Annotated in this window: 16 protein-coding genes; 6 read left to right on the top strand and 10 right to left on the bottom strand. The window is 71.0% G+C overall.

What is annotated here, in order from left to right:
* Positions 1-39 precede the first annotated feature (39 nt).
* The gene (locus tag ABEB12_RS35545; protein ID WP_185065192.1) at positions 40-1,332 is read left to right on the top strand and encodes a diguanylate cyclase; all 1,293 of its coding nucleotides are present in this window, start codon (positions 40-42) and stop codon (positions 1,330-1,332) included.
* Between the two features lie 5 nt (positions 1,333-1,337).
* Here ABEB12_RS35545 and ABEB12_RS35540 read toward each other — a convergent pair whose 3' ends face one another.
* Positions 1,338-2,045: an alpha-ketoglutarate-dependent dioxygenase AlkB family protein gene (locus ABEB12_RS35540; RefSeq protein ID WP_185065191.1), complete on the bottom strand. Its 708-nt coding sequence runs from the start codon at positions 2,043-2,045 to the stop codon at positions 1,338-1,340.
* 38 nt (positions 2,046-2,083) lie between these two features.
* On the opposite strand from ABEB12_RS35540, the gene ABEB12_RS35535 reads away from it, so the two are divergent.
* Positions 2,084-2,569 carry a hypothetical protein gene (locus ABEB12_RS35535; protein ID WP_221498754.1) on the top strand — a complete coding sequence of 162 codons (486 nt, stop codon included), beginning with the start codon at positions 2,084-2,086 and terminating at the stop codon, positions 2,567-2,569.
* Between the two features lie 349 nt (positions 2,570-2,918).
* On the opposite strand, the gene ABEB12_RS35530 is transcribed toward ABEB12_RS35535, so the two are convergent.
* Together ABEB12_RS35530 and ABEB12_RS35525 are read right to left on the bottom strand one after the other, a co-directional pair.
* Entirely contained in the window at positions 2,919-3,587 is a 669-nt protein-coding gene (locus tag ABEB12_RS35530) for an FCD domain-containing protein (RefSeq protein ID WP_185065190.1), read from the bottom strand.
* A gap of 2 nt (positions 3,588-3,589) precedes the next feature.
* The gene (locus ABEB12_RS35525; protein WP_185065189.1) at positions 3,590-4,114 is read right to left on the bottom strand and encodes a peptide deformylase; all 525 of its coding nucleotides are present in this window, start codon (positions 4,112-4,114) and stop codon (positions 3,590-3,592) included.
* Positions 4,115-4,138: 24 nt separating this feature from the next.
* Here ABEB12_RS35525 and ABEB12_RS35520 point away from each other — a divergent pair, with 24 nt between their 5' ends.
* Positions 4,139-5,092: a pyridoxal-phosphate dependent enzyme gene (locus ABEB12_RS35520; RefSeq protein ID WP_185065188.1), complete on the top strand. Its 954-nt coding sequence runs from the start codon at positions 4,139-4,141 to the stop codon at positions 5,090-5,092.
* Here ABEB12_RS35520 and ABEB12_RS35515 read toward each other — a convergent pair.
* From ABEB12_RS35515 to ABEB12_RS35505, 3 genes are all read right to left on the bottom strand, one after another.
* The gene (locus tag ABEB12_RS35515) at positions 5,089-5,355 is read right to left on the bottom strand and encodes a hypothetical protein (protein ID WP_185065187.1); all 267 of its coding nucleotides are present in this window, start codon (positions 5,353-5,355) and stop codon (positions 5,089-5,091) included. The genes ABEB12_RS35520 and ABEB12_RS35515 overlap by 4 nt on opposite strands.
* Positions 5,356-5,985: 630 nt before the next feature.
* Positions 5,986-6,672, bottom strand: coding sequence for a hypothetical protein (locus ABEB12_RS35510; protein ID WP_185065186.1), 687 nt, complete (start codon positions 6,670-6,672; stop codon positions 5,986-5,988).
* Positions 6,673-6,799: 127 nt separating this feature from the next.
* The gene (locus ABEB12_RS35505; RefSeq protein WP_185065185.1) at positions 6,800-7,111 is read right to left on the bottom strand and encodes a hypothetical protein; all 312 of its coding nucleotides are present in this window, start codon (positions 7,109-7,111) and stop codon (positions 6,800-6,802) included.
* A gap of 150 nt (positions 7,112-7,261) precedes the next feature.
* On the opposite strand from ABEB12_RS35505, the gene ABEB12_RS35500 reads away from it, so the two are divergent.
* Positions 7,262-7,597 carry a carboxymuconolactone decarboxylase family protein gene (locus tag ABEB12_RS35500; RefSeq protein WP_185065184.1) on the top strand — a complete coding sequence of 112 codons (336 nt, stop codon included), beginning with the start codon at positions 7,262-7,264 and terminating at the stop codon, positions 7,595-7,597.
* Positions 7,587-8,168 carry a carboxymuconolactone decarboxylase family protein gene (locus ABEB12_RS35495; RefSeq protein ID WP_185065183.1) on the top strand — a complete coding sequence of 194 codons (582 nt, stop codon included), beginning with the start codon at positions 7,587-7,589 and terminating at the stop codon, positions 8,166-8,168. The genes ABEB12_RS35500 and ABEB12_RS35495 overlap by 11 nt, the downstream gene beginning before the upstream one ends.
* Here ABEB12_RS35495 and ABEB12_RS35490 read toward each other — a convergent pair.
* Positions 8,165-8,953, bottom strand: coding sequence for a TIGR03084 family metal-binding protein (locus tag ABEB12_RS35490; protein ID WP_185065182.1), 789 nt, complete (start codon positions 8,951-8,953; stop codon positions 8,165-8,167). The genes ABEB12_RS35495 and ABEB12_RS35490 overlap by 4 nt on opposite strands.
* 27 nt (positions 8,954-8,980) lie before the next feature.
* Positions 8,981-9,256, bottom strand: coding sequence for a hypothetical protein (locus ABEB12_RS35485; protein WP_185065181.1), 276 nt, complete (start codon positions 9,254-9,256; stop codon positions 8,981-8,983).
* Between the two features lie 222 nt (positions 9,257-9,478).
* Here ABEB12_RS35485 and ABEB12_RS35480 point away from each other — a divergent pair, with 222 nt between their 5' ends.
* Positions 9,479-9,697 carry a hypothetical protein gene (locus ABEB12_RS35480; RefSeq protein ID WP_185065180.1) on the top strand — a complete coding sequence of 73 codons (219 nt, stop codon included), beginning with the start codon at positions 9,479-9,481 and terminating at the stop codon, positions 9,695-9,697.
* 460 nt (positions 9,698-10,157) lie between these two features.
* Here the strand turns inward: ABEB12_RS35480 and ABEB12_RS35475 are convergent, their stop codons facing one another.
* Complete coding sequence (locus tag ABEB12_RS35475) at positions 10,158-11,399, bottom strand: class I SAM-dependent methyltransferase (protein ID WP_185066124.1); 1,242 nt, start codon at positions 11,397-11,399, stop codon at positions 10,158-10,160.
* Between the two features lie 5 nt (positions 11,400-11,404).
* Positions 11,405-12,817, bottom strand: coding sequence for an FAD-binding oxidoreductase (locus ABEB12_RS35470; protein ID WP_185065179.1), 1,413 nt, complete (start codon positions 12,815-12,817; stop codon positions 11,405-11,407).
* Between the last annotated feature and the right edge of the window lie 71 nt (positions 12,818-12,888).

The following is a 12,888-nucleotide window of genomic DNA, read 5'->3' as shown; positions in this document are numbered from 1 at the left end:
CTCTCACCAGGGAGAAGGCCTTCGCTCACCCATTGGGCCGTGTGGGGACTACCCAGTCGGCTGATCGCGGCCGTCCTGCTGGTGGAATGCACCGCCGTCGCGTTGATGGTCGCGGACGTGGTCGCGCACCCGCTCGCCATGCCGTCATTCCTGGTGATCGCGCTGCTCATCGGCATGGCCATCGCCCACACCGAGATCACCCTCGGCGTGGAGCGGATGCGCCGGCGGGTGGCCGGCACGCCCCACATCGACCTCAGCTCGGTGTGGACCTTCGCGGCCGCGCTGCTGCTGCCGCCCGCCTGGGCCAGCGGGGTGGTGCTGGTCATCTACCTGCATCTGTGGTTCCGGGTGTCCAGGCCCACCCGCGTTCCGGTGCACCGTGTGGTGTTTACCACTTCCACGGTTATTCTCGCGGTACACGCGGCCGAAGCCACGATGAACTACTCACACCTCGAGGTCGGCCAATTCGGCACGCCCCAGGGCCTTTTCATCGTGGTTTTGGCGTTGCTCGCCTATACCACCGTCAACACCTGCCTGGTCATCGGCGCGATCGTGATGTCCGCGCCGGACACGAGGTTGCCGCAGGTCATCGGCAACGGCGATGAAGTGGTGCTGGAAATAGCCACGCTCAGCCTCGGCGGATTGGTCGCCGCGGTCATGACCTCGGCGAATATCTGGTACGTCGTACTGGCCTTCCCGACGCTGCTGGTGCTGCACCGCGCGGTGCTGGTCCGGCAGTTGGAGGAGGCGGCCAGCACCGACTCGAAGACCGGCCTGCTCAACTCGGCCGGCTGGCACACCCAGGCCAGCCGGGTGCTCCGGCGCGCGCAGCGCGACCGGCAGGGCACCGCCGTGCTGATGCTCGACCTGGACCACTTCAAGTCGGTCAACGACGACCACGGCCACGTGGCCGGCGACCAGGTGCTGGGCGAGGTGGCCGCCGCGCTGCGCGACGAGGTGCGGGACGGCGACCTGGTCGGCCGGTTCGGTGGCGAGGAGTTCGTCATCCTGCTGCCGGGCATCGACCCGACCTCGACCGGCGACTCCGAGGTGCACGCCATCGCGGAGCGGATCCGCCGCCGGATCAGCGGGCTGTGCGTGGTGGTGCCCACCCCCGACGGGCCGCTGACCGTGCAGGACCTGACCGTCTCCGTCGGCGGCGCCACCCATCCCCGGGACGGGGCCAGCCTGGACCAGGTGCTCCGCGCGGCGGACGCCGCCCTGTACACGGCCAAGCGGGCCGGCCGCAACGCCGTGCGCTTCGGCCCGGCACCCCCGGTCAGCCAGCCCGCCACCCAACCCATCGGCCGGCCGGACCCGGACCACCGCTGAACCCCTCAGACGGGCAGGCCGGAAACCCGGAGGGTGATGTTCAGGCGGCCGGCGGGGAGGCCGATCTCCGGGGGCGCGGTGCCGGGGAGGGTTTTCGGCACCCCGTGGTAGGCCAGCCGGCTCGGGCCGCCGAACACGAACAGGTCCCCGGACCGCAGCTCCAGGTCGGTCCAGGGCCGACCCCGCCGCTCCGGGTTGCCGAACCGGAACACGCACCGGTCGCCGAGGCTGAGCGAGACCACCGGCTCGAGGGCCAACTCGTCCTTGTCCTGGTGCAACCCCATCTTCGCCGCGTGGTCGTAGTAGTTGACCAGCGCGATGTCCGGCCGGTACGCGGCACCCGCTGCCGGGTCCCGGTACGCCTCGGCCACCGCGCGGCGGCCCAGCTCGGCCAGCCAGTCCGGGAACGGGGTCACCGGCGCGCCGTCCTCGGTGGTGCGGGAGTACCGGTAGGGGCGCCAGTGCCAACCCAGGCAGACCGTGCGCACGGACATCACCCCGCCGCTGGGCAACCGGGTGGCCCGCATCCCGGCCGGTTCGCGCGCCCAGTCCCGGCAGGCCCCGACCAGCCGCCGCTGCTCTCCGACCGTCAGCCAGTCGGGCAGGTGAACCGCGCCGCCGGCGACCTCGGTCCGCTCCCGCCGGGACGACTCCACGGGCAGCGGCAACGGCAACGGCAGGGGTATTGGCAGGGGCGCGGCGGGCTCGGGCATGGCGCCCGCCACGCTACCTATCTGGAATGCTGGCGGCCATGAGCGCCTTGATCGAGAGAACCGGCGGGAAGCGCCTGATCGGGAACTCCGCCGTGGCCGGCTCGATCGCGGTGGACCGCTCGCGCGCCGTGGCCGGCTCCGTGGCGACGACGGGCAGCATCGCGGTGGCCGGCTCGGTGGCCACCGCCGGGAGCGTCGCGGTCGTCGGGTCGGTGGCCACGGCGGGCAGCGCGGCGGTTTCCGGGTCGGTGGGCACCGCGGGCAGCGTGGCGGTAGCCGGCAGCCTGCTCACCGCCGGCGGCATCGCCGTCGCGGGCAGCATCCTGACCTGGCTTTCCATCGCGATCAGCGCGTGCATCGGCTGCCTGCTGTGCATCGGCTGCACCCGGAGCATCGGCTGCCTGGCCTGCGTCAACTGTTCCGACTGCGTGGGCTGCATCGGCTGCGTGAACTGCTCGGGCCTGCGCGGCGCGGTCGGCCTGCGCAACGTGCACACCGACCCCGAGGAACGCGGTTCGGACTGAGCACGACCCCGGTGATCAAAGAGCGGCCTGGACGGCACGGGGAGGAACCCTGCCGCGGCTTGGGTGCCGCCTCGTCCGTTCGTTTCCGGCGCCGGCGCCCCGGGGACTTCTTGATCATCAGGCAGCCTGGGTCGTTCTCGGCTGCCAAACCGCCCTCATTGCCTGATGATCATGGACTGGCCGCCAGAGCCGCACCAGCGATCACACTGGTTACGCGAGCAGGCTCATACGCCGCGCTGTCCAGGCCGATCTCTCTGAACCGGCACCGACGATGTCGTGAGCTGCCCCGGTCGGTGTGCGTTCAGCGGAACGCGGCGGCTACGCGGCGTGGGGACCAACCCCCGGCCGTCTAAGACCGGCCCTTGATCCAGTCCTGGATCAGCCGCATGCCGCCGTACCAGTGGTCGCGCAGCAGCTCGGCCGCGCGATCGCCCTCCCCGGCGCCGAGCGCGGCGAGGATCTCCCGGTGCTCCCGGTCGGCCGCCGCCCGGGAGCGCACCTCGCGCATGTAGGTGAGCTCGTACCGGGACAGGTTGGTGCGGATCCGGGTGACCATGGACGCGAGGTGGCCGTTGCCCGACGCGGCCACGATGCCGGAGTGCCAGGCGGTGTCCAGCCGCCACCGGCGCACCGGGTCGGTGCACGCCTCCAGCTCGGCCAGGGTGGCCGCCAGCTGGTCCAGGGTCGCCGTGCTCACCGGCACGGCGGTGGTGACGGCCAGGCTCTCCAGGGCGGCCAGGATCGGGTACAGCTCGTCGGTCTCCCCGCGCAGCAGCGGCCGCACGGTGAACCCCCGGGCCAGGGCGGACTGCAGCACCCCCTCCGCCTCCAGGCGGAGCAGCGCCTCGCGCACCGGCGTGCGGGACACGTTCAGCGCCCGGCTCAGCGCCGCCTCGGTGATCGCCGCGCCGGGCTCGTAGTCGCCGCTGCAGATGAGCCCGACCACGCGGGCGTACACCGCGGCGCGCAACGGCTCGGCCCGGGTGATCGGGTCGTCCGGCACGGGGTGCTGGGGCATGGTCATGAACGGTACGGGCTGTCCGCCCGGTGCCGCCCTTCGAACTCGCCCCGGGTGCACATCGTGTCGCGCCGCATCCGGTCCACCGTGAGCACGCGGTCCAGGTGGTCGATCTCGTGCTGCAACAGGTGGGCCAGGTCCCCCTCGGCGCGCAGCCGACGCGCCGAGCCGTCCGGGGTCAGGTAGGACACCTCGACCCAGGCCGAGCGGGGCACCCGGCCGAACAACCCGACCGACAGGCTCAGGCAGGTCTCCCACGGCTCCCAGGCCGGCTCGCCGCGCGCGGTGATCACCGGGTTGACCAGCACCGGGTCCTCCCCCAGCCGGGCGTGCACCAGCCGGACGGAGTGGCCGATCTGCGGCGCCGCGATGCCCCGGCCGTAGCCGGTCCGGTCCACCCAGTCGGAAAGCGTGTCGCGCAGGTCCTCGGCCATCGCCCGCACCTCTGGCGCACCGGGATCCGCGATCTCGGCGCAGTGCGCACGCAGCAGGGGGTCACCGACCTGGACGGTATTCCGCACAACCATGCGAGTATCGTATACGATACGCACATGTCCGTCGACACCGCGAACGACCTCAGCCTCGCCCGCATCGAACAGGCCAGCCGCCTGATCGACCCGGTCTTCCGGAACAGCCCGCAGTTCCGCGACCTCACCCTGTCCCGGCGACTGGGCCGGGACCTGCTGGTCAAGGTGGAGTCGGTCAACCCGGTGCGCTCGTTCAAGGGCCGGGGCGCGGACTTCTGTGTGAGCCAGCTGCCGGCCGGCCGGCGGGTGGTGTGTGCGTCGGCCGGCAACTTCGGCCAGGCGATGGCGTACGCCGGCCGCACGCACGGCGTCCCGGTCACGGTGTTCGCGGCCACCGACGCCAACCCGAACAAGGTTGCCCGGATGCGCACCCTGGGCGCCGAGGTGGTGCTCACCGGACACGACTTCGACGCGGCCAAGGCCGCGGCCAGGGAGCACGTGGCCACCCGGCCGGAGAGCCTGTTCGTGGAGGACGGTGAGGACCCCCGGATCGCCGAGGGCGCCGGCACCATCGGGGTCGAGCTGGCCGCCGAGGCGCCGGACGCGCTGCTCCTGCCGGTGGGCAACGGGGCGCTGGTCGGCGGCGTCGGCCGCTGGCTGAAGGCGCACTCCCCGGCCACCCGGATCATCGGGGTGTGCGCCGAGGGCGCCCCGGCGATGGCGCATAGCTGGCGGGCCGGCCGGCCGGTGGCCACCGACCGGGCCGAGACGATGGCCGACGGCATCGCGGTGCGGGTGCCGGTACCGGTCGCCGTGGGCTGGATGGGCCGGTACATGGACGACATGCTGCTGGTCGGCGAGGAGGACATCCCGCCCGCGCTCGAGCTGGTTCGGGACACCCTGGGCCTGCTGTTGGAGCCGGCCGGGGCGGTGGGCGTCGCCGCCGTGCTCCGGCACAACCCGGAGGGCAAGAAGCTGGCCACCGTGCTGACCGGCGGCAACTTCTCCCCCGAGCTGCTGCGCCGACTGGCCGGCTAGCGCCCGCGCCGGTCCAACACCATGCCGAGGAAGAACCTCAAGCCCACCAGCAGCACCCGCTCGTCGATGTCGAACCTGGGGTGGTGGTGCGGGTAGTCGGTCCGCTCCGTGCCACCCGCGCCGACCAGCGCGAACACCCCGGGCAGGTGGCGCTGGTACCAGGCGAGTCCTCGCCGGCCATGACCGGATCGACCTCGGCCAGCGCGTCCGCCCCGGCCCACCACCCGCCGCGCGGCACCGGCCAGCTCCGCGTCGTTGCACACCGGGGCGAGCCGTGCCGGTAGTCCACCCGGGCCTGGGGAAAAGACTATTCCCAGGTGACTTGGTGCGCATGTCCAGTCCCGGCGGCAGCGACACCTGACCGCTGTAGCCGGGGGTGAACGTCAACGGTGTCTCCGGGGTGCCCGGGAAGCGCACCTTGTAGGACCAAACCTGGCCAGGCCACAGCGGGTACCTCCATAGCCCTGAGGTGGTGGTTTCCTGGGTGGGAGTCGACACCGTGTGGTAGTCGATCTGGTAGGGGTAGCGGTCGCTGTTGTTGCGGATGGTCACCCTGGCCGTGCACTCCCCGGCGTCGCATACCGGCCGGGTGATGGAGATGAAGATGTTCTCCCCTGGCGTGTAGGTCTCCCCGTAGTTACGGAGGAGCGGCTCGTCCCACGCCCGGTAGCCGCTCGATGTTGCCGGTTCGGTGAGGTGAGGGGCGGCCACGGCGAACACGATGAAGCCGACACTCATGACCAGCAGCAGCCACCGGAGCACCCGCCAAACCCTCGGGGGTGTGACGGGAGGTGGGAAAGCGGAGCCGGGTGCCTGGTGCATGATCGGTCACCGTGTTTCTGCCAGGTCAGGAAGCGATGATGCGGAGTTGTCATCCGAAGACGGGATGGGGGCTACTGGCCAGGCGGGCGGATGCCCCGGATCTGCAATAGCCGTTCTGTGAACCGCTGCCACTGAACGCTAGCTTGCCGCAGGTTGCTACGCGCCGATTCCATCCGCGAGTAGTCATAGTTGTACTGAACGCTCGCCAGGCAGTCCGCTGCGGCAGTCTGGACGTAGCTCAACCCCGCCGACCAGTACTGCTGCCCCAAATCGTCTGGGAACGGCTCATAGTCCCGCGCACGTTGGGCGACGACCGAGAGGTGCCGACAGCGGTCGAACAGCGACATGCTGCTCGTGCTGTTAGCGGCGAGGACTGCCGCGTCAACAGCCTCCGCGCGCTCCCGGCCGCCACCGTTCGCCCACTTGTCGAACGCCGCCGCAGTGCCGGGAAGCGGCTCCGGCGTGGCGGCAACAACGAGCACGGACAAGCCAATGCCGAGGAAGGCCACGACGGAGACCACGATCCCCGCCACGATCCAGCCGAACCGCCGGCCGTGTTTGGTCTCTGCCTCGATGGCGTGGTGCCACGGTTCCATGCCGGCGGGCGCTTCCGGCACGACCTGCTGCAGCGGCGGGTTGTTCGCTGGCTGCGGGTTGGTCAGTCGTAGCGACGGCTCAACGCGCTGGCTGGGCACCTGCACCCACGGCAGCGACGGGTTCGGCCGGTTCGGAGGGGTAGGCGTGGTGGGGGTGGTCATGGATGACGCCTCCCGGTGCTGCGATGGTCCCTGCGCACAGCTGTTCGCTGAGTGTGAGGTTCGCGTTAACTCGTAGGCAGGGGTCGAACGGCCCCAATTTGGTCACAAGCTCGCGACGACGACCAGCTCAACGATTGCACCGGCGTGCTCGAGCGAGCCGGCAGATCAGCAGGTCAAATGCGCTCCCGGTCCGGGTCCCGGCGAACCCGCGCAACCGGCCGGTGGACAACAACACGGTGACCGCGAAGATCAGCAGAACCTGGATCAGGCCGCTCGCCCCGGTGGCGTCCGGGAAGAACACCGGCGCGAACACGGTGGAGAAGACCGCGTAGATGTTCCAGTCGTACCACTCGATCGCGTTGCCGAGGCTGGTGCCGACGACCGCGCGCCGGCGCTCCCCCGGGGACATCACGGGCAACTCGGTGACGTTCGCGCTCATCGCATGCACCTTTGCTCGACCGAATGTGCGTATCGTATACGATGAGCGATAGGTCAAGGCCTTGTCAAGGCGGCCGAGTGTCACGTCCGGCGCCTGCCGATGGTCTTATACGTCAGCGGACGAACCGGTCACCGAGAGGCGGAGGACACCGTGCCGGACGAGGACAGCAAGCGGGCAGCACATCGGTCCCTGGTGGAGCGGGTGCTGAGCGGGGACGGCCACGCGTCGCCGGAGCAGCGGGCGCGGGCCTTCGGCAACGACGGCCTGCCCCCGCCGCTGGACGCGGTGACCCAGAAGCTGGCGGACACACCGGTGCGGGTGACCGGGACCGACCTGGCGGCGGCGAAGGCAGCGGGCTGGACCGAGGACCAGCTCTTCGAGCTGATCGTTTGCGCGGCGGTGGGCCGATCCGCCCGGTTGTACGAAGCCGGACTGGCCGCCCTGGCCGAAGCGACCGCGACGGGAGGGCCGGACGATGCGTCTTGACATCCTCAACCACGGCTACGACCGGGGCACCAAGCTGATGTTCGCGCTGATCCGGCTGTTCTCCGGACACCCGGTCCCGGATGCCGCCAGGCTGGTCTTCTACCGACCGGACTTCTACGGCGCCCTGGCCAAGGAGTTCACCCACCAGGCGATGCGCGGGCCGTCCGACTGGTCGGTGGGCGACCGGGAGCTCATGGCGGCCTACGTGTCCAAGGTGAACGGGTCCGCGTTCTGCGTCGGCGCGCACACCGCGACCGCGAGCCGGGCCTACCGGGACGGGCCGCTGGTCACGGCGGTGCTGGCCGACCTGGAGTCGGCACCGATCACCGAGCCGCTGCGGGCGACGCTGCGCATGCTGGGCAAGTTGACCAGAGAGGGAAGGGTCGGCGCCGAGGACATGCGGGAGGTGTTGGCCGCCGGCACCTCGCCCCAGCAGGTCCGGGACGCGCTGGCGGTGTGCACCGCATTCGACACCACCGGCCGGCTGGCCGACGCGTTCGGCTTCGAGGTGCCCACCCCCGAAGGCTTCGAGGCGGGTGCCAAGTACCTGCTCAAGCGGGGTTACCGCTAGCTCAGGGGCGGCCGCCCCGGCCCGGGGGCGCCGGCGAAGGCCTGCGCGAAGGAGGTCCACTCGGTGGCCACCGGGCCGGTGACCTCCAGTGTCAGGTCGTCCAGGTGGCGGCGCTGGGTGACCAGCAGGCAGAAGTCCAGCGCCGGGCCGCGCACCGCGTTCTCGGCGTCCGCCGGCCCCCAGGTCCAGGTCTGCCCGTCGGGGGCGGCCAGCTCCACCCACACCGGCGCCTCCGGCACCGCCAGTCCCCGGACCAGGTAGCTGAACGGCAGCGCCCGCACCCCGATGTGCGCCACGTGCCGCAGCCGGGCGGTCGGCGCGCGGGAGGCGCCCACCGTGTCGAACACGTCCTGCCCGTGCGCCCAGGTCTCCATGAGCCGGGCGGTGAGCGAGGAGACCGCGCTCATCGGCGGGCCGTACCAGGGCACCCGAACCGCCGGGTCCAGCCGGCCGAACACCTCGATCAGCTCGGCGCGGGCGGTGTCGAACCAGGTCAGCAGCTCGGCGGCCGGCATGTCCCGGTACTGGGCGGCGATCTTGTCCGGGTCCAGCTCGCCGGTCTCCACCAGCCGCCGGGCCTCGGCGGCGAACCGCTCCGGCTCGGTCGTGGAACGGACCGCCTGCTCATCGAAGTAGGCCAGGTGACTCACCTGGTCACGGATCGCCCAGCCCTCGGACGGGGTCGGCCGTTCCCAGTCCCCCGGGTCCAGGCCGGCCAGCACGGCCCGCAGCTCGGCCGTCTCCTCGGCCAGGTCACCGGCCACGTGGTCGATGTTCACCGCCATGGCACATACCGTGCCACAGCGGACCGGTCACGGCCTGCGGAACGGCGGCCGGAACGGGCCGGGGCGGGCGCGCCAGTACCAGGCGAGCAGCACGCAGCCGATGAGCGATGTGGCGATCAGCAGCGGCCCGATCAGGCCGTGGCCGATCAGCGCCACGCCGACGCCGAACACCAGTGCGGCGCCGACGAGGCAGAGTACGAGGGCGAATCGGCCGCGGTGCGGCTGGATCGTGCCGACGCTGGCGTCCTCCAGACGCAGCCGCGTGACGATCTCATCGAAGTCCGCACGTTCCTTCGGGCTCAATGGCATTGCGTCGGAGCTCCTCGAACTCGTAAATGATTACACCCAATCGGGTGGTTTCACACTGGTAGCCCCTTCACCACCAGCATCGATGGCCGCAAATTAGGTTACCTGACCGTGATGCGGGCTCGATTTGGGGGACCCCCTATCAGGTGGCGATCACACCCGAACGGGTAAGGGTGGACCCGGATGCGGCCGCCCGCCCCGCCCTGTCAAGCTGACCGGGTGCGAAACAACGCCGCCGAGCCCACCCTCGGGCACGTGATCATGACCGGCGCGATGGCGGCCGGCTGGCTGGTGCTATTCCTGATCAACCTGGCCGCGTTCAGCCCCACCACGAAGTGGTACCTGCTCGCGGTGTTCAGCGGGGTGGCGATGCTGGGTTCCGCCGGGTTCTCCGTCCTGCTGTGGGTGCGGATGAACCGGCGGAAGACCGGTTCCTAGCACGGCGGTCCGCTGGCCCGGGTACCGCCGGCCGCGGCCTTCGGGTCTCTCACCGAGCGTGATCGCCGCTCGGCATCGAGGCCAAGCTCAGTCCGCTCATTCCATGATTGAAACCGGACCCACCTTGCGCTCGGCGTGGGTAACCGCCCTACACAGCCGGCTCACCGTCTCAATCGTCCCACCCGCACCCCGATGGTCACTCAGGGTGAGTGTCGGGCGGTCTGCGCCGGTGGTCCCCGGCGTCGCGCCCGCCGAGTGGCAGCTCAGTCGCCTTTTGATCATGCATTCGGGCGACTGTGCTGCCACTCGGCGAGGCGAACCCGGGGGAGCCACCCCTGCCGGCTACGCTCCGCAACTCGACATGACGGCGGCACCCGAGCGAGCGGACCACCCAGTCGGCGCCGTCCAAGCCGATCTTTAACCGATACCCGAGCTTCCAACGGAGCGCACGCGGGAGGTACTAGGAACCCCAGTCCGGGCGCAGCGGCATGCCGGAGGCGGCGCGCTCGCCCAGCTTGACCCCGAGCACCTGGTGCAGCTGGATGTTGTTCAGCTCGAAGCCCAGCCGGCAGGCGGCCAGGTACAACTTCCACACCCTGGCCCGCTGGTCGCCCACCTCGCGGACCGCTTCCTCCCAGTGCTTGTCCAGGTTCTCGCACCAGGCGGCGAGCGTCTTGGCGTAGTGCTCGCGCAGGTTCTCCTCGTGCCGCACCTCGAAGCCCTGGGCGTTCATCTCGGTCACCAGCGTCCCCACGCCGTGCAGCTGGCCGTCCGGGAAGACGTAGCGGTCGATGAACGGGTCCACCCCGTCCGGCGCGTGCGCGGTCGGTTGGGTGATGCAGTGGTTGAGCAGCCGGCCGCCCGGCTTGAGCTTGCCGTACAGCCGGGCGAAGTAGGCCGGTAGCTGGGCCTTGCCGATGTGTTCGGTGAGCCCGATGGAGGACACCGCGTCGAACCCGGTCTCCGCGACGTCCCGGTAGTCCAGGTGGCGCACCTCGGCCAGTTCGCCCAGCCCGCGCCGCTCGATCTCCGCCCGCGCCCACGAGGCCTGCTCGCGGGACAGCGTCACCCCCAGGGACTTCACGCCGTGTTCGGCGGCCGCGTGCATGACCATGCCGCCCCAGCCGCAGCCCACGTCCAGCAGCCGCATCCCCGGGCGCAGCCCGAGCTTGCGCGCCACCAGCTCGTGCTTGGTCCACTGCGCCGTCTCGAGGTCGGCCTCGGCGTTCGGGTAGACGGCGCAGGTGTAGGCCATCGACGGCCCCAGCACCCAGGAGTAGAACAGGTTGGACACGTCGTAGTGGTGCGAGATGGCGCCCGCGTCCCGGCGCTTCGAGTGCAGCCGCCCCCTCGGCGGCCGGTACTCCACCTCCGGGATCGGCGCCCGGTGCCGTAACCGGTGGCCGATGAGGGTGCGGGCCAGCTGGCGCCGCCGGGCCGCCGGGATCGAGTGCAGGGTGATCTCGGAGAACGCGTCGAGCAGCGGATACAGCTCACCGTCGATCTCCAGGTCGCCGGCCACGTACGCCCGGGCCAGGCCGAGGGTGCCGGGCGCGGAGGCCAGGTAGGCCAGCGCCCGCGGCGATCTGACGCGCAGGCCGAGCTCGGCGTCCGGCGGTCCCTCGGCGCTACCGTCGTACGCCGTCACCCGCACCGGGCTCCCCGGCCCCATCACGCTCGCAAACAGCTCCGCCACGCGCATCGCCATCACCGCTCCCGTACACACTTGTCATAGAGATCCGGTAATCGGCCGGCCGGGTCGTATCCCTTCTTCAAGACCCGGTAGGCCGGTCCGTTGTAATGCCGGTCGAACTCCTCGGCCGTGTAGTAGGAGTCCGAGTACAGCGACTTGTGCCCATCGAGGTCGGCCACCAGCCGCTCGATGCGTCGGTTGTGCGTACCCATTTCCTGGCCGTCCACCAGTGGCACGGCCGACCAGAAGCCAACGTTCACGTAGAGCCGCCCCGGCTCCATGGGGTACAGCGGCCACCCGGCCGGGTTGCGCAGCCGCACCGGGCAGAGCCAGACCGGGGAGATGCCGATGTCGGCGTGGAACGCGTCCAGGAACTCGGGCAGCCGCTCCACCGGCACCTCGATGTCCTGGATCACCGGCTCCTCCGGCGGCAGCCCCTGCCACCCGCGGACCCGCCCGGAAAATCCGTACCGGCGGTCCAGCGCGACCAGTCGCCGGTAGGTGTCCGAGCGGCGGTAGCGGCGCGGCCACAGCCGCCGGCCCAGCGGGTGCTGCGCGCCGAGCGCCCGGGAGCACCAGAACCAGTCGGTGTCCCATCGCCACAGGTAGTCGCGGGTGGTCAGCACGTCCTCGGCGCGGGACTGGATGGACCGGTAGTAGATCCGCTGGCCGGTGTAGTCGCTGGGCGGCTGGGCCGCCTCGTCGGTGAACCGGCCGAGCGTGAGGTACTGCTCCCCCGCGCCGAACACCGTGCCGTCCAGGAAGTCCACCGGCTCGCCCTGGTGGCTGCCGTCCCGGCAGATCCCGGCGATCGCCTCGGCGCAGCCCGCCGCGTCGGCGAACCGCAGGTGCCGCAGCGCGACGTAGCGGCGCACCGGCTGCAGCTCGACCTTCAGCGAGACCGCGTAGCCGAGGGTCCCGTAGGAGTTGGGCAGGCCGGCGAACAGATCCGCGTGCTCGTTGTCCGGGGTGGCGGTGACCAGCCGGCCGTCGCCGGTGAGCACCTCCACCTCGAGCACCGACTCGTGGGCCAGGCCGTTGCGGAACGAGGAGGACTCGATGCCCAGCCCGGCCAGCGCGCCGCCCACGGTGATCGTCTTCAGCTGGGGAACCACGTGCGGCATCAGGCCGTGCGGCAGCGTGGCGTCCACGAACCGTTCGTAGGTGGTCATGCCCTGCACGGTGGCGGTGCGGGCCTCCGGGTCGACGTGCAGCACCTCGCCCAGCGCGCCGGCGTCCAGCCGGCTCACCCGGTCGGCCGAGTCGCGGAACCGGAACAGGTTCGAGGTGGGCTTGGCCAGCCGGACCCTGTGTCCTTCGGGCAGGCGCGCGTACCGCGCCCGCAGGTCAGCCGCCGCGGCCCTGTGTCGTTCGACCGGCCCCCTGATCGCACTCACAGAACCGACGCTAGATCCTTGCGCGCCCATTTTCCTAGTCTTTCCCGCTATCGGTGGGGCCCGGTGAAATTGATTCCCCGTTCCGGCGGCCGGCTGAGAGA

It is taken from the genome of Actinospineispora eucalypti (assembly GCF_039543365.1).
GTDB lineage: Bacteria > Actinomycetota > Actinomycetes > Mycobacteriales > Pseudonocardiaceae > Pseudonocardia > Pseudonocardia eucalypti.
Note: the sequence above shows the minus strand (reverse complement) of the source record. Positions and strands in the feature narration are given on the sequence as shown.